The 15,141-nt window shown below is 63.7% G+C and carries 14 protein-coding genes and 1 riboswitch; of the genes, 9 read left to right on the top strand and 5 right to left on the bottom strand.

Annotated features, from left to right (window positions below; all coding sequences use genetic code 11):
- The first annotated feature begins 6 nt into the window (after positions 1–6).
- The 4 genes from ACIQUG_RS30160 (at position 7) to ACIQUG_RS30145 (ending at position 3,184) form a co-directional block, all read left to right on the top strand.
- Complete coding sequence (locus ACIQUG_RS30160) at positions 7–420, top strand: RNA-binding S4 domain-containing protein (protein ID WP_402325914.1); 414 nt, start codon at positions 7–9, stop codon at positions 418–420.
- 270 nt (positions 421–690) lie between these two features.
- Positions 691–1,029, top strand: coding sequence for a ferredoxin FdxA (gene fdxA / locus ACIQUG_RS30155; protein ID WP_034802896.1), 339 nt, complete (start codon positions 691–693; stop codon positions 1,027–1,029).
- Between the two features lie 410 nt (positions 1,030–1,439).
- Positions 1,440–2,009, top strand: a complete 570-nt coding sequence (locus ACIQUG_RS30150) for a CarD family transcriptional regulator (protein ID WP_034802893.1) — start codon at positions 1,440–1,442, stop codon at positions 2,007–2,009.
- A 308-nt stretch (positions 2,010–2,317) separates the two neighbouring features.
- Positions 2,318–3,184, top strand: coding sequence for an RNA polymerase factor sigma-32 (locus tag ACIQUG_RS30145; protein ID WP_043622257.1), 867 nt, complete (start codon positions 2,318–2,320; stop codon positions 3,182–3,184).
- 203 nt (positions 3,185–3,387) lie between these two features.
- Here ACIQUG_RS30145 and ACIQUG_RS30140 read toward each other — a convergent pair whose 3' ends face one another.
- From ACIQUG_RS30140 to thiB, 4 genes are all read right to left on the bottom strand, one after another.
- Positions 3,388–4,899 carry a M48 family metalloprotease gene (locus ACIQUG_RS30140; protein ID WP_402325913.1) on the bottom strand — a complete coding sequence of 504 codons (1,512 nt, stop codon included), beginning with the start codon at positions 4,897–4,899 and terminating at the stop codon, positions 3,388–3,390.
- 300 nt (positions 4,900–5,199) lie between these two features.
- The gene (thiQ, locus tag ACIQUG_RS30135; protein WP_402325912.1) at positions 5,200–5,919 is read right to left on the bottom strand and encodes a thiamine ABC transporter ATP-binding protein; all 720 of its coding nucleotides are present in this window, start codon (positions 5,917–5,919) and stop codon (positions 5,200–5,202) included.
- The gene (gene thiP / locus ACIQUG_RS30130; RefSeq protein WP_402325911.1) at positions 5,916–7,541 is read right to left on the bottom strand and encodes a thiamine/thiamine pyrophosphate ABC transporter permease ThiP; all 1,626 of its coding nucleotides are present in this window, start codon (positions 7,539–7,541) and stop codon (positions 5,916–5,918) included. The genes thiQ and thiP overlap by 4 nt, the downstream gene beginning before the upstream one ends.
- Positions 7,542–7,548: 7 nt before the next feature.
- Positions 7,549–8,577, bottom strand: a complete 1,029-nt coding sequence (thiB, locus tag ACIQUG_RS30125; RefSeq protein ID WP_402325910.1) for a thiamine ABC transporter substrate binding subunit — start codon at positions 8,575–8,577, stop codon at positions 7,549–7,551.
- A 51-nt stretch (positions 8,578–8,628) separates the two neighbouring features.
- A riboswitch (TPP riboswitch) is annotated at positions 8,629–8,747 on the bottom strand.
- Between the two features lie 133 nt (positions 8,748–8,880).
- Between thiB and ACIQUG_RS30120 the strand changes: the two genes are divergently transcribed.
- From ACIQUG_RS30120 to ACIQUG_RS30100, 5 genes are all read left to right on the top strand, one after another.
- Positions 8,881–9,366 carry a GNAT family N-acetyltransferase gene (locus tag ACIQUG_RS30120; RefSeq protein WP_402325907.1) on the top strand — a complete coding sequence of 162 codons (486 nt, stop codon included), beginning with the start codon at positions 8,881–8,883 and terminating at the stop codon, positions 9,364–9,366.
- Between the two features lie 84 nt (positions 9,367–9,450).
- The gene (locus tag ACIQUG_RS30115) at positions 9,451–10,101 is read left to right on the top strand and encodes a thiamine diphosphokinase (protein ID WP_402325906.1); all 651 of its coding nucleotides are present in this window, start codon (positions 9,451–9,453) and stop codon (positions 10,099–10,101) included.
- Positions 10,102–10,104: 3 nt separating this feature from the next.
- Complete coding sequence (locus ACIQUG_RS30110; protein ID WP_402325905.1) at positions 10,105–11,931, top strand: ABC-F family ATP-binding cassette domain-containing protein; 1,827 nt, start codon at positions 10,105–10,107, stop codon at positions 11,929–11,931.
- Positions 11,932–12,090: 159 nt separating this feature from the next.
- Complete coding sequence (locus tag ACIQUG_RS30105; RefSeq protein ID WP_402325904.1) at positions 12,091–12,594, top strand: MarR family winged helix-turn-helix transcriptional regulator; 504 nt, start codon at positions 12,091–12,093, stop codon at positions 12,592–12,594.
- Complete coding sequence (locus tag ACIQUG_RS30100) at positions 12,591–13,829, top strand: multidrug effflux MFS transporter (RefSeq protein ID WP_402325902.1); 1,239 nt, start codon at positions 12,591–12,593, stop codon at positions 13,827–13,829. Before ACIQUG_RS30105 ends, ACIQUG_RS30100 begins: the two co-directional genes overlap by 4 nt.
- A gap of 61 nt (positions 13,830–13,890) precedes the next feature.
- On the opposite strand, the gene ACIQUG_RS30095 is transcribed toward ACIQUG_RS30100, so the two are convergent.
- Positions 13,891–15,108 carry an argininosuccinate synthase gene (locus ACIQUG_RS30095; protein ID WP_205237518.1) on the bottom strand — a complete coding sequence of 406 codons (1,218 nt, stop codon included), beginning with the start codon at positions 15,106–15,108 and terminating at the stop codon, positions 13,891–13,893.
- Between the last annotated feature and the right edge of the window lie 33 nt (positions 15,109–15,141).

Genomic DNA, 15,141 nt, shown 5'->3' with positions numbered 1-15,141 from the left:
TAGACCATGGAAAAACAGCCTGCGTCCAACCCGGCCTCGCGCCAGCGTCTCGACAAGTGGCTGTTTTTCACGCGGCTGATCAAATCCCGATCGCTTGCGCAAAAGGCGATCGAGGATGGCCGCGTCGCCGTCAACGACGAGCGCGTGACGCAGTCTTCGTTTCAATTGAAGACGGGCGATATGCTCGAACTCGCGCTCGACCGGCGCAGCCTGATCGTCCGAGTCCTTGGCCCGGGCGAGCGGCGCGGTCCTTATGAGGAAGCGCGTCTGCTCTACGACGATCTGACGCCGGAGCAGCCGAAGGAGAAATTGTCGGCCTACGAGCTTGCCACGCGTGAACGTGGCGCAGGCCGGCCGACGAAGAAGGAGCGGCGGGAAACCGACCGGCTGAAGCCCGATTTCGATCCCCGCGACGACTGAAGGGCGTCTCGTTCCCTACCGGCCCCTAGCTGCAAAACGCTACGCGCTTTTGCGCGACAGCCTTTAGAAAACTCTGCCTTTCCCGTGGCGTTTCGCGCATTGAATATTCTTGCAAAGGGTCCATAAAGCCTTTACCTGACAGACCCACGTTGGGTGCATCGGGTTTGCTTCGGCAGCTATGCGCGCCGGACATTCCTAGCATGCGCGGACGACGAGCATCACCATTGATTGCCGTCTGCCATCAAACGTGAGCATCGGCTGGAGTACCTCATGACGTATGTCGTGACCGACAATTGCATTCGCTGCAAGTATACCGACTGTGTCGAAGTCTGCCCCGTGGATTGCTTCTACGAGGGTGAGAATTTCCTCGTCATTCATCCTGACGAGTGCATCGACTGTGGCGTTTGCGAACCGGAATGTCCTGCCGAGGCGATCAAACCGGATACCGAGCCGGGTCTTGATATGTGGCTGAAACTGAACGCGGATTTCGCTTCGAAGTGGCCGAACATCACCGTCAAGCGCGATCCGATGCCGGAAGCGAAGGAAATGGACGGCGTCGAAGGCAAGTACGAGAAGTTCTTCTCGACCGAGCCTGGCCAGGGCGACTGAGACGAAGCGGTCGCCACCGTTCGCCGAGCCTGACGAAGCAGAACTGCTCCCGGGCGCAAAGCTGGGGAAAACACGAGCCGCGCTCGCAGTTGCGAGAATGGTGGCTTGATGGCTGCCATGCAGCAAATTATTGATTTCGGCACTTTTTTGTGATAGGTTCCTTCTACTGATCCACAGAGGGTGTTTTTGCGCGCCCGAAAACCATCACGAAAGCAAACGATCTCCAAAACGCGGTTTCTCCCTAGTACGCAACATGGCGTTGCTCTGTTGTGACCGCATTTCATGAGGCTGTTTGCATTCCTTGGACGGACCAGGATGTACCCACCCGGCGGTATCCCCGTCTATCCCGGGCCTCACTGACCCGGCCCCGGCCAGAATGGCCGGCGCGAAACAGGGAGTTTTTGAAACGAATGACGACCCAGCAGAAAAAATCTTCGACACGCCAGGGCTTCAAGACCGGTGAATCGATCGTCTATCCGGCCCACGGTGTTGGCCAGATCGTGGCGATTGAAGAGCAGGAAGTCGCCGGCATGAAGCTTGAGCTTTTTGTCATCGATTTCGAGAAGGACAAGATGCGCCTGAAAGTGCCGGTGGCCAAGGCCGTCAGCATCGGCATGCGCAAGCTCTCCGAAACCGATTTCGTCGACCGCGCGTTGAAGGTTGTGCAGGGCAAGGCTCGCGTGAAGCGCACCATGTGGTCGCGCCGCGCGCAGGAATACGATGCCAAGATCAATTCCGGCGACCTGATTTCCATCGCGGAAGTCGTGCGCGACCTCTACCGCGCCGAAAACCAGCCGGAACAGTCTTATTCCGAACGCCAGCTCTATGAAGCTGCCCTCGACCGCATGGCGCGCGAAATCGCTGCCGTCAACAAGATGTCGGAAACCGAAGCTGTTCGCCTCGTCGAGGCCAATCTCAGCAAGGGTCCGAAGCGCGGCAAGGCGATCGATGAAGACGACGCCCAGGACGAAGCTGCATAAGCCGTCCAACTGCACTGAGACTACCAAAAAGCCCGGCCATCGCGCCGGGCTTTTTCTTTGATCGCGTGGAACTTTTGCCGCCTGCGCGCATTTATAAAAGCCGGCAGAAACGCGCCGCTTGCGCGCCGGGCGATCTTGGTTCTGTGCTTCGTCACCGTTCAGGTTCGTGACTTGGAAGTTAGGGCGCCGCGTCGTTTCTTCAAGTTTCGACATCGCGGCGCGAGACGCCCCTGCTGCCGGACATCTTCTCCGTCCGGCCTTTTGGACTTCACACGCAATGGCGCCCGGCGCCAGTCACGGAGTGATCGATGAAGACTCTCACTGCAGACCGGCGGATGATCAAGATCGCAATGGAGGCGCCCTATCTCGAGCGCGACGAGGAGCACAAGCTGGCGCAAGCCTGGCGAAACGACAACGATCAGGAAGCCCGCAACAAGATCGCCATGTCGCATATGCGCCTGGTGATCTCAATGGCCGCGAAGTTCCGCAATTTCGGCCTGCCGATGGGTGACCTCGTCCAGGAGGGCCATATCGGTCTCCTGGAGGCGGCAGCCCGTTTCGAGCCGAGCCGTGAGGTCCGCTTCTCAACCTATGCCACCTGGTGGATCCGGGCGTCGATGCAGGACTATGTCCTGCGCAACTGGTCGATCGTCCGTGGTGGCACCAGCTCTGCGCAGAAGGCCCTGTTCTTCAACCTTCGGCGCCTTCGTGCCCGGCTTGCCCAGGGTGACAGGCAACTTACATCGCAGGCTATGCATGAGGAGATCGCCGCCGCCCTCGGTGTCAGCATCGCTGACGTGCAGACGATGGATGCGCGGCTTTCCGGCAGCGACACTTCGCTGCAGGCGCCGGTCGGCGGCAGCGATTCCGATGGCGGTGAACGGCTCGATTTCCTTGCCAGTGACGCGCCGTTGCCCGACGAGCAGGTGAGCGAGATGATCGATGGCGAACGGGCCCGCGTCTGGCTGCGCGATGCGCTGGGAGCGCTGACGGAGCGCGAGATGCGCATCATCCGCGCCCGGCGGCTGACGGAAGAAGGGGCGACGCTCGAAGAGCTCGGCATCGATCTCGGCATTTCCAAGGAACGGGTGCGGCAGATCGAAACCCGGGCCCTGGAAAAGCTCCGGGCGGCCTTGGCGACGAGAGCGCCGGCGCTGACTGCAGGCATTCATTGACCGTCTGACGCCGCCACGCCAGTGCTGTGCTCGGCGACCCGGCACTGAGCCGGGCTGCAGTGGTGCCCGTTGATCGCTTGGCAATGAGACGATTGGTGCTGGGCTTTTTGGGGCAATCGTAGAGGCACCCAGCGACGCGCTTGCCTTACAGACGGCAGGCAATCACCCGCGCACCAACGCGCTGCAACCGCGACTGCCTCACGCTACTCGGAAACGATCTTCACCTTGTCGCCCGGCTTTATCGTCGAGCTGACCTGCATCGCATTGATCACCCGGAAGAGGTCGAGCTTGCGGTCGGTTCCCATCATGCGGGCCGACAACGTGGTGATCGTATCGCCGGGCCGGACGGTCACGACCCGGATCCGCAGCGGCTTCAGCGACTGCGTCTCGGCGGCCGTCATGCGGCGGAACGAGGTGCGCAACTGGTTTGCGGTCGGCTCGAGCGCGTTCGACCCCTTGGGCACGGCGGTCAGGAAGCGGTAGATGCGCGTATCGATACGAATGACCGTCACGTCGAAATCCCAACGGTCGGCGGAGGCCCGCGCGGTTGCGGCTTCCAGGCCGTTGACGCTGATCTGCCGGATCGTATCGGGCTTGAGGCCCGTCACCCAACCACTGGCGATATAGTCGGTCAGGCTTCGGCCGCCCGTGTCGGCGACGCCGTCGAAGCGCACGGCGATGTCGCCGGCGCCGGTCGCCAGCACCGCCTCGGCCTTGTTGTCGATCTGGAATCCGACGGGCACGTCGAAGCGGATGCCGAGTTGGCCGTGCAGGAAGGTCTGCCCGCGCACATAGCCTTCCTGCGGGCTGTCGCCATAGAGCAGGCCGTCGATGCCGGCGAGATAGTAGTCGCGCCCGCGGTCGCCGCTGGTTCCTTCGGGACCGAAGGCACGGGCATGCCGGCGCGCGAGGTCGACGCGCTGGGGCGCGTTCGGGTGGCTCGACAGGAAGTCGAGGCTCTGGTCGGATTCCGGATCGACCGCCGTGAAGCGGCTATAGGCGGCCATCGAGTCGAGGAAGCGCGCGGCGGCATAGGGGTCGTAGCCGGCCTCGCCGAGCATGCGCACGCCGATCACGTCGGCCTGGAGTTCCTGGTTGCGCGAGAAGGCCGCGAGCCGGAGCTTGCCGCGGGCGAGTGCCTGCTTGCCGGCGATATCGGAGGACAGCACCTCGGAGACCACCCGGCTGGCGATCACTTCCGCTTCCTCGCGCTGCTGCCTCTCGATGCCATGGTTGGCGGTGACGTGGGCCATCTCGTGCGACAGCACGGCTGCCACCTCGGAGGCGTCGTTGGCAAGCGCGAGCAGGCCGCGGGTGACGTAGAGGTAACCGCCCGGCAACGCGAAGGCGTTGATGGCCGGCGAGTTCAGGATGGTGATGCGATAGGACTGTTGCGGATTCTCGGAGACCGCCGTCAGCGCGCCGGTGATGCGCGCCACCAGGCGCTCGGTCTTGGCGTCCTTGTACTCGCCGCCATAGCTTGCGACGATGCGCGGATGTTCGCGCGCGCCCAGCTGTGCCCGCGGATCGTTCTTCTGGACTTCCTCCACGATCTGCGGATTGGAGGAAGGCGAAACCGTCGGCTGATAGGTCTGCTCGATCACGGATTGGCATGCGGAAAGGAGCGTGGTCGCAAGCAATGCAACCACGGCGCGTCCACGCAGCCGTCCGCCCGTCGGCGGGATCCGGTCGTGTGTGACTGTATGCCTCTCCATGCCTCAGCCCGTTTCCGTCCGTCGCTCCGCCCGCATCCTGCGGAAACGTGGAACGACAGCGTTGAAAGTCCTACTTTTTCAGCCCGGCAGCGTTGCTCTGCCGCGACCTTTCAGTCCTGGTCTTGCTGTATCTGATTTCAGCGCCACCTGCCTAGTTTGTCTCGGTAGAAATAGTTGCCCCGTGGTATCACGGCAACGGATGCGGGAATATTCGCGCCTTGCCGGATATTTCGCGCGTCGCATGGCGCCGCGGTCAAATTGTGGCAACCGGCCAAGGGCGCGGTGAATCCGATCCGTCCTTCAAGTATTGCCGAGAAAGCGGTCGATCGCCGCATTATCCCGCCGCTCCAGGAAACGGTCGAGGGTATCGTTTGCGATGATACGCCCCTGGTCGAGAAAAAACACGCTGTCGGCCAGGGCTTTCACGTCTTCGGGATGGTGTGTGATCATCAGGATCGTGTTGCCTTCCTCCGCGTGCAGTTCCCGCAGGAGCGTGCGCATGCCGGCGCGCATGCCGGGATCAAGCGCCGCGAAGGGCTCGTCGAGCAGCAGCAGCGGGCGCTTTCGCACAAGCGCCCGGGCAAGCGCGACACGCTGGCGTTCGCCGCCGGAAAGCGTCGGCGGCAGCCTTTTGCCGAAGCCTTCGAGCCCGACGCGGCGGAGCGCGTCTTCGATCTTGTCGCGGTCGGTCGCGGTCAATCGAAGCGCTGGGTCGATGCCGAGGCCGATATTGGTCGCGACGTCGAGATGGGCGAAAAGGTTGTTGTCCTGGAAGATCATCGAGACCGGCCGTTCCGACGGCGCCCGGTCGGCCACGTTCTCGCCGAGAATGCGGACCTCGCCGCGATCGGGGTCCTCGAACCCGGCAATAAGGTGGAGCAGCGTCGACTTGCCGGAGCCCGACGCACCGGCGACGGCGACGATGCCACCGGTGGCAATCGCGCAATCGAAGGTGAGCGCGGCCGTTTCGAAACGGACCTCGACATCGCGCAGCTCTATCGCGGGAACGGGGTGGGTCATGTTTTGCGTCTTTCCGGCCGGCTGTCATTCGCCGTGCCGAGGATGGTGAAGATCAGGCACAGAAGCCCGAGGAAAAGGGCGAGACCGGCGGCGTCGTCGGTGCGGTAGCTGCCCATGCGGCTATAGAGCAGCCAGGGCAGCGTCACCATGTCCTGGCTGCCGAAGAGGGCGACGGCGCCGAGATCGCCGAGCGACAGCGCCATGGCGAAGGAAAGCGCCATCAGCAGCGGCTTGCGCAGCGCCGGAAAGTCGATACATCGCAGGCGATCAAAACCACGGATGCCAAGGCTTGCCGTCAGTCGTTCCGACCGCGCCGCGTGGGTCGCCATTGCCGGCGCGAGGATGCGGTGGACGAAGGGAAGCGCCATCAGCGCATTGATCGCCACGACGATAACGGGCGCAAAGCGCGCGACATCGCCGAAGGGGCGCAGCAGAAGGAACCAGCCGGCGCCAAGCACCACGGGCGGCACCAGCAGGATCAGCGAGGTGCTGGCGCCGATGGCGCCGGCAAAGCCGCGGGCGAGCGACGTCGCGTGACGCGGCGCGGTGACGGTCGCGGCTGCGCGGATCATCACGGCCGCCATGGTGACGGAGGCGAGGGCCGACGCGAGCGCGATTGCCGCGCTGGTCAGTAGCGCCCGGTGCACCGCCGGGTCGCGCGCGAGTTTCAGCAGATCGGCTTCGAGGCCGGAGATGAGGACGGCGACCAGCGGTGCGCCGAGAAACAGAAAGGCAAGGGCGATCCAGGCGGCATCACTCAGGCGCGCGATCCTGGATGCGCCATCGAAGCGGCGCACGGTGCGGCCACCGGTCATGCCCTCTTCCGGCTCGATCGCCAGATAACGAAGCAGGAACAGCAGCAGGCCGGTCATGGTGATCTGCAGGGCCGATAGCGCGATGGCGCGAGGCGGATCGAAATCGAAGCGCAGCGCCTGGTAGATTGCCACTTCGATTGTGCTGGCCGCAGGCCCGCCGCCGAGCGTCAACACGAGGGTGAAGCTGGTGGCACAGAGCATGAAGACAAGGCCGGCGGCACCTGGAAGGAGGCCGCGCAGGACCGGCCATTCGATGAAACGGAAGAGTGCGCGCGACGGCATGCCGAGATTGGCGGCGCTGCGCCAGTATTCGGCGGGGATGCGCTCGAGCCCGGCCAGGAACAGGCGCGCCGCAAGCGGCATGTTGAAGAAGACATGGGCGAGCAGGATGCCGAACAGGCCGTAGATGCTGACGGGCTGCGCGAGGCCGAGCCAGCGCAGGCCGGAATTGAGGAAGCCTTGGCGCCCCCAGATCTCGATCAAGCCGAGTGCGCCGACGAGAACGGGCAGGCCGAGCGGCAGCGCCATCAGGCGCAAGAGCCAGATGCGGCCGGGAAATTGCGGCCGCCGCGCCAGCGCCCGGGCGACGGGGATGGCAAAGAGCACCGACAGCAGCGTCGAGAGTGTCGCCTGCAGCAGGGTGAAGCGGGTGACGCGCCAGATATAGGCGTCGAAGAGCGCGTCATCGCTCGCGCCGCCCGTCTGGCTCAGCAAGGCGACGATCGCCAGGCCGACGAAAAGCACGAAGGCGCCGAGGCAGGCTGCCCCGGCGACCACTGTCATGCGATTTTCGCGCAGTGCGAACAATCCGGCCTCAGTTCTTGCTCATGGCGGCGAGCCATTCGTCGATCCAGGCCTTGCGGTTCTTGGCGACCTCCTCCGAAGGCAGGAGGAACGTGTTTTCCGGCTTGACCAGCTTGTTGAAGGCGTCCGGCAGCGGCTCCTTGGTCGCTGCGACCGGCATCATCCAGTTGGTCGTCGGGATGATCGACTGGAACTCCGGACCGGTCATGAAGGCGAGGAACTGCTTTGCCAGTTCCGGCTCCTTGGCGTTCTTGGTCATGCCGGCGACTTCGATCTGGATGTAGTGGCCTTCGGAGAAGGCGGCCGCCTGATAGCGCTCGGTGTTTTCCGCGACCATGTGGTAGGCCGGCGACGTGGTATAGGACAGCACCATCGGCGCCTCGCCCTTGGTGAAGAGGCCATAGGCTTCCGACCAGCCGGGGGTAACGGTCAGGACGCGGTCCTTCAGCTTCGCCCAGGCGGCACCCGCCTCGTCGCCATAGACGGCCTTGACCCAGAGGAGCAGACCGAGGCCCGGCGTCGACGTGCGCGGATCCTCGATGACGATCTTTTGCGACGGGTCGCCTTCGACCAGTTCCTTCAGGCTCTTCGGCGGCGTCTTCAGCGTCTCGGTGTCATAGACGACGGCGAAGTGACCGTAGTCATAGGGCAGGAAGGTGTCGTCGGAGAAGTTGCCGGGTACGGTGACGCCGGTTGCCTCGATGCCGTGCGGCGCGAAGAAGCCCGTTGCCTTGGCTTCCGCAACCAGATTGGTGTCGAGGCCGAGCACGATGTCGGCCTTGGAGGCCTCGCCTTCGAGCTTCAGGCGGGTGAGCAGCTCGACGCCGTCGGCAACGCCGACATAGTTGACCTTGCACTCGCAGGTCTTCTCGAAGGCTTCCGCAACCTTGGCGCCCGGTCCCCATTCGGTGATGAAGCTCTCATAGGTATAGACCGTCAGCGTCTTGTCGGCGGCGGCCGCGACGCCGGAAAATACGAGGCTTGCGGCGGCCGCAAGGGCTAGCCGGCTAAAGAGTTTGAGTTGCGATGAATTGGACATGGCGAGGACCTCTCTCCCAAAGTTCGTTGTTGCATGGGAAAAGGGCGTATCGATCCGATCGCGTCTAATCCCTCCGCCGGTATGAGCCGGATCAGGTTCCGCGGGTTGGCGTTTTGACGCCTCTCAGCCTCCGGCCGCTGTGCGGTCGGGAGGCACCCCGTTAGAGCGGCAAGAGATTTACCGCTGCCAAGGCCCCAAGGCAAGCGATGTTTGCGGGGAAGCAAGAGCGCCTGGCCGGCACAACGGCGCGTGTTTGCCTAAGCCGCCAACTGCGCTACACAACGGCAGCGAGGAGGAAATGTCATGCCTGATATGCTCGTTCGACTTTATGCCCTGCCGGCTGAGCCTCAGTCGAAGCTTGGTCCTGGCGTCAGCATTCGCCGCGCCATTGCGCCGGAGCGCCGCCTGGTCGTGTCCTGGATCGAAAAGACCTTTGGCGCCGGATGGGCGGGCGAGGCGGAAGCCGCCTTTTCCTCGACCCCGACACGCATGCATGTCGCAGTCCAGGACGAAAAGATCGTCGGCTTTTCCTGCCACGACGTGACGGCGCTCGGCTTCTTCGGTCCGACCGGTGTCGACGAAGGCATGCGCGGGCAGGGGATCGGCGAGGCGCTGCTGCTTGCAAGCCTGATGGCCATGCGCGAGGCCGGCTACGGCTACGCGATTATCGGCGGTGTCGGGCCGGCGAAGTTCTACGAGCGGGTGGCCGGCGCCGTCGAGATCCCGGATTCGACCCCCGGCATTTATGCCGGCATGCTGTTCCGCGATCCGGTGCCCGAGGGGCATTGACGAGTTGACCAAAATACCGAGAACCGGTCGCCCGACGGTTTTCTTCGTTTTCCTTCGGCGGTCCTTTGCGCTATGGGCTTTGCCATGGCTCGATCGACCTTCACCATTCTGCTTGGCGGCGCCCTTTCGCTGACCGACCGGCTGGCTCACCAGCTGGTCGCAAGTCGCTTCATCGCGGCTGATGGCGGCATGCGCCATGCGCGGCTGCTCGGCATCGTGCCCGATGTCTGGGTCGGTGATTTCGACTCGACCGAGGAAGCCCTTCTTGCGGACTACGCCTCGGTCCCGCGCGAGCCCTATCCGGCGGCAAAGGCCGCGACGGACGGCGAGATCGCGGTCGAGGCGGCGCTGTCGCGTGGGGCCGATCGCCTGATCTTCGCCGGCGCGCTCGGCGGCACCCGCAGTGATCATGCGTTCATGCATCTGCTTCATGCCGTCGCCCTTGCCGAGCGCGGGCTTTCGGTGTTGATGACGTCGGGCGAGGAAGAGGCCTATCCGCTGCTGGCCGGCTCGCTCGAAGTCGACCTGCCCAAGGGCTGCCTCTTCTCGGTGCTGGGTCTGACCGAGCTTACCGACCTTTCGATCGTCAATGCGCGTTATCCGCTCGACGATTTCACCCTGCCGTTCGGCTCGTCCCGAACCGTTTCCAACGTTGCGGAGGGTCCCCTTCGCTTCACTCTCAAGAGCGGCCGCGCCCTCGTGCTTGCCCGCCCCTATGATCTTTCCGGAGCCTGAGCCTTGGCGCCTCCCATTCTGAAACTCGACGATATCTTCCTCACCTTTGGCGGTACGCCACTGCTTGCCGGCGCCAATTTTCAAGTGGAGCCGGGCGACAAGATCTGCCTGGTCGGCCGCAACGGCTCGGGCAAATCGACGCTGATGAAGATCGCCGCGGGCCTTGCCGAGGCGCAGTCGGGCGAAGTGTTCCGCCATCCCTCGGCCACCATCCGCTATCTGCACCAGGCGCCGGATTTCGACGGCTACGACACGGTGCAGGCCTATGCCGAGGCGGGCCTCGGCCCAAGCGACGATCCCTATCGCGTCGCCTATCTGCTGCAGCATCTGGGGCTGACCGGCGAGGAAGACCCAAAGCGTCTTTCCGGCGGTGAGGCGCGCCGGACGGCGCTTGCCCGCGTCATGGCGCCGGAGCCGGACATCCTTTTGCTCGACGAGCCGACCAATCATCTCGACCTGCCGACGATCGAATGGCTGGAAGACGAACTGATCCGCAGCCGCTCGGCGCTGGTGCTGATCTCGCACGACCGGCGCTTCCTGGAAAAGGTCTCGACCGCCACCGTCTGGCTCGACCGTGGTCAGTCCCGTCGCCTTGATCGCGGATTTGCCCATTTCGAGGCCTGGCGCGACGAGGTGCTGGAAGCCGAGGAGCTGGAGCAGCACAAGCTCGGCAAGGCGATCGAGCGCGAGGAACATTGGCTGCGTTACGGCGTGACCGCGCGGCGCAAGCGCAACATGCGCCGCCTCGGCGAGCTGCAGACCATGCGGGCGACCTATCGCGGCCACAAGGGGCCGCAGGGCACCGTGCAGGCGACTGCCGCCGACGCCAAGGAATCCGGCAAGCTGGTGATCGAGGCCGAGAAGATCACCAAGGCCTATGGCGAGCGCACAATCGTCGCGCCGTTCTCGATCCGCGTGCACCGCGGCGACCGCATCGGTCTCGTCGGCCCGAACGGTGCCGGCAAGACGACGCTCCTGAAGATACTGACGGGACAGATCGAGCCGGACACAGGCACGGTCAAGCTCGGCACCAATCTGGAAATCGCGACGCTCGACCAGAAGCGCGAAGACCTCAATCTCGACGATACGCTGGCGCACTACCTGACGGACGGGCGCGGCGACAACCTGCTGGTCAATGGCGAGCAGCGCCATGTTACCGGTTACATGAAGGACTTCCTGTTCCAGCCGGAGCAGGCGCGCACCCCGATCCGTGAGCTTTCGGGCGGCGAGCGCGCAAGGCTGATGCTGGCGCGCATTCTGGCGCGGGCGACGAACCTCCTCATTCTCGACGAACCGACCAACGATCTCGACATCGAGACGCTCGACCTGCTGCAGGAGATCGTCGCCGGCTTTGCCGGAACCGTCATCCTCGTCAGCCACGATCGTGACTTCCTCGACCGCACCGTCACCTCGACGATCGCGCCGGCCAATCCGGAGGCGCCGGATGGCCGCTGGATCGAGTATGCCGGCGGCTATTCCGACATGATGGCGCAGCGCAAGGGCGCGATCGAGGAGAAGCGCAAGGCCGAGAAGGCGGAAAAGGCCAAGGCCGATGCCGCCGCACCTGCCGCCGAAGCGCCGAAGGCTGCCAAAGGCAAGCTTTCCTACAAGCAGAAGTTCGCGCTCGAAAACCTGCCGAAGGAGATCGCCAAGGCGGAAGCCGAGGCTGCCAAGCGCGAAGAAAAGATGGCGGATCCCAACCTCTTCACAAAAGATCCAAATGCTTTTGCGAAACTGGCGCAGGAGCTGGAAAAGCTGCGTGCCGACCTCGCTCGCATGGAAGAGGAATGGCTGGAGCTCGAGATGCTGCGCGAGGAGCTCGAGGGCTGAGGTACAGCCAGGACGGTTCCATGCGTGAATGCGAAGGTAATACGTTGAATCCTTGCGGGTTTTACCGTTAAACTGGTAAGGGAAAGATGGCTAGCCGCGTTGAACGTTATCAGATGCTATGATAAGTAAAACTTATTATATCGCCTGTGAACGATCATGATGCCCTTCAAGCTTGAATCCGAAACCATTGGAATGCTTCTGACCGATGTCTCGCGCCTCTTGCGCGGGGCCTTCGACCGCAAGGTCAATGCCATGGACCTGGGCATCACCCCCGGCGAGGCGCGCACGCTGATCCAGGCGGCGCTTACCGAGGGCATCAAACAGGCCGAAATCGCCACACGCATGGGCATCGAGCCGATGACGCTGTCGGCCTATCTCGACCGGCTGGAGACCAACGGGCTCGTCGCCCGTGTTCCCGATCCGGCGGATCGTCGCGCCAAGAATGTCATCATCACCGAAAAGGCGGGTCCGCTGCTCAACGAGCTGATGACCGGTCTTCGCGAAATGATGGATGCCTATACCGAAGGGCTGGATGCGGAAGCGCGCGCGCTTCTCTGTTCCAACCTGCGCATCCTGCGTGACAATCTGCGTCAGCTCGATCCGTGCCTTGCCGGCAAGGATGCAGCGGAGAAGGCCGAGGTCCGGGTCGGAGCCGCGCAATGACGCGTCGCATGAGCGAGCGGCGCACAAGCATCATCGGCGCCTTCCTGGTGGCGCTCGGCCCTGTTTCCATGGCGCTCTACACGCCAGCGATGCCCGAACTGGTGCGTGCCTTCTCCTCAAGCGAAGCGGCGATCAAGATGACGCTGTCGCTCTATTTCGCCGGCTTCGCCTTTGCCCAGCTTGTCTCCGGCACGCTTTCCGACGTCATCGGACGCCGGCGCGCGACGCTGATCTTCATGGCCATCTACCTCGTCGGCAGCCTGATGGCGGCCTTCGCGCCTTCCGTTGCCGTGCTTCTGGCCGGTCGTCTGGTGCAGGGCATTGGCGCCTCCGTTGGGATGACGGTGGCGCGGGCGATCGTGCGCGACCAGTTCACCGGGGTCGAAGCTGCCCGCATCATGAACATGATCGGCATGATGCTGGCGCTGGGGCCGGCCTTCTCGCCGACGCTCGGCGGTCTGGCGCTCGGGCTCTTCGGCTGGCAGTCGATCTTCTTCCTGATGGTCGGCTTTGCGGCCATGGCCTGCCTCACCGTGCAGTTCTTCATGGCCGAGACCGCGACACCCGATCCGAGCAAGGGGCATCTGAAGCCGATCCTTGCTGCCTATCGCTCGCTTCTTTCCGACAGCCGCTTCATTTCCTCCACCCTCGTCATCGCCGGCGCCGTCGGCGCGCTCTATGCCTGGGCGACTATGCTGCCGTTCGTGCTCATCAACGAAGTGGGTCTGACGCCGACCGAGTTCGGCGTGGGCATGCTGATGCAGTCCGGCCTGTTCTTTTCGGGTGCGGTGACGGTGCGGTTTCTGCTGCGCCGGTTTACGCCGCAGGCGCTGGTGCCGGCCGGCCTTTTCTTCATCGGTGCGGCCAGCCTCGCGCTTGGCTACAGCATGCACCTGATCGTGCCGAGCTTCCTCTCGGTCATGCTGCCGATCGGCATCTATTCCTTCGGCATCGCTTTCGTCATGCCCTACATGATGACGGCGGCGATGGCGCCATTTCCCGCGATCGCCGGTACGGCCTCGGCGATGATGGGTTTCGTACAGATGGGCTCGGGGCTGCTCGGAGGCGCGATCGCCGCTGCAGTCGGCGTTCCGGTGATGGCGCTCGGCACGATCATTCCATGCTTCGGCCTCGTCTGTATCCTGAGCTATGTCTGGTATCGCCGCACCATTCGGCTGCGTCCGCTGGACGCGCCGGTCGAGCGCAAGGATCCGTTGCAGCAAGCGGCGGAGTAGTGGGCACGAAAAAGCCTCCGCGAAAGGATCGCGGAGGCTTTTTTCTTCACTGGATAGTGGCTTAGCGGTTGCGCGCGGCCAGCGTGCGCAGGCGCAGTGCGTTGAGCTTGATGAAGCCGGCAGCGTCCTTCTGGTCGTAGGCGCCCTGGTCGTCCTCGAAGGTGACGAGCTTGTCGGAGTAGAGCGACTTGTCGCTCTCGCGGCCGATGACCATGACGTTGCCCTTGTAGAGCTTCAGCGTCACTTCGCCTTCGACATGCTCCTGGCTCTTGTCGATCGCCGCCTGCAGCATCTCGCGCTCCGGCGAGAACCAGAAGCCGTAATAGATCAGCTCGGCGTAGCGCGGCATCAGCTCGTCCTTGAGGTGGGCAGCACCCCGGTCGAGCGTGATGCTCTCGATTGCGCGGTGCGCCGAGAGCAGGATGGTGCCGCCGGGGGTCTCGTAGACACCGCGCGACTTCATGCCGACGAAGCGGTTCTCCACGAGGTCGAGGCGACCGATACCGTTGTCGCGGCCGTATTCGTTGAGCTTGGCAAGCAGGCTTGCCGGCGACAGGCGCACGCCGTTGATCGAGACGGCGTCGCCGCGCTCGAAGCCGATCTTGATGACGGTCGCCTGATCCGGAGCGGCTTCCGGCGAGATCGTGCGCATGTGCACGTATTCAGGGGCTTCCAGTGCCGGGTCTTCGAGAACCTTGCCCTCGGACGAGGAGTGCAGCAGGTTGGCGTCGACGGAGAACGGCGCTTCGCCCTTCTTGTCCTTGGCAACCGGGATCTGGTGCTTTTCGGCGAATTCGAGCAGGTCGGTGCGGCTCTTGAACGACCAGTCGCGCCACGGAGCGATGATCTTGATGTCGGGGTTCAGCGCATAGGCCGAAAGCTCGAAACGAACCTGGTCGTTGCCCTTGCCGGTGGCGCCATGGGCGATCGCGTCGGCACCGGTCTTCTTGGCGATGTCGATCAGGTGCTTGGAGATCAGCGGCCGGGCAATCGAAGTGCCGAGCAGGTAGACGCCCTCATAGACGGCGTTGGCGCGGAACATCGGGAAGACGAAATCCTTGACGAACTCCTCGCGGACGTCCTCGATGTAGATCTCCTTGATGCCGAGCATCTCGGCCTTCTTGCGGGCCGGCTCGAGCTCTTCGCCCTGGCCGAGGTCGGCGGTGAAGGTGACGACTTCCGCGCCGAGTTCGGTCTGCAGCCACTTCAGGATGATCGAGGTGTCGAGACCGCCCGAATAGGCGAGAACGACCTTTTTCACGTCTTTATGCGATGCCATGGTTTCCGTCCGTCTGGTCTTGGGGAGGGCGGC

The sequence above is a fragment of the Ensifer sp. NPDC090286 genome, from assembly GCF_044769565.1.
Classification (GTDB): Bacteria; Pseudomonadota; Alphaproteobacteria; order Rhizobiales; family Rhizobiaceae; genus Ensifer.
This window is presented reverse-complemented; position numbering and strand designations above follow the sequence as displayed.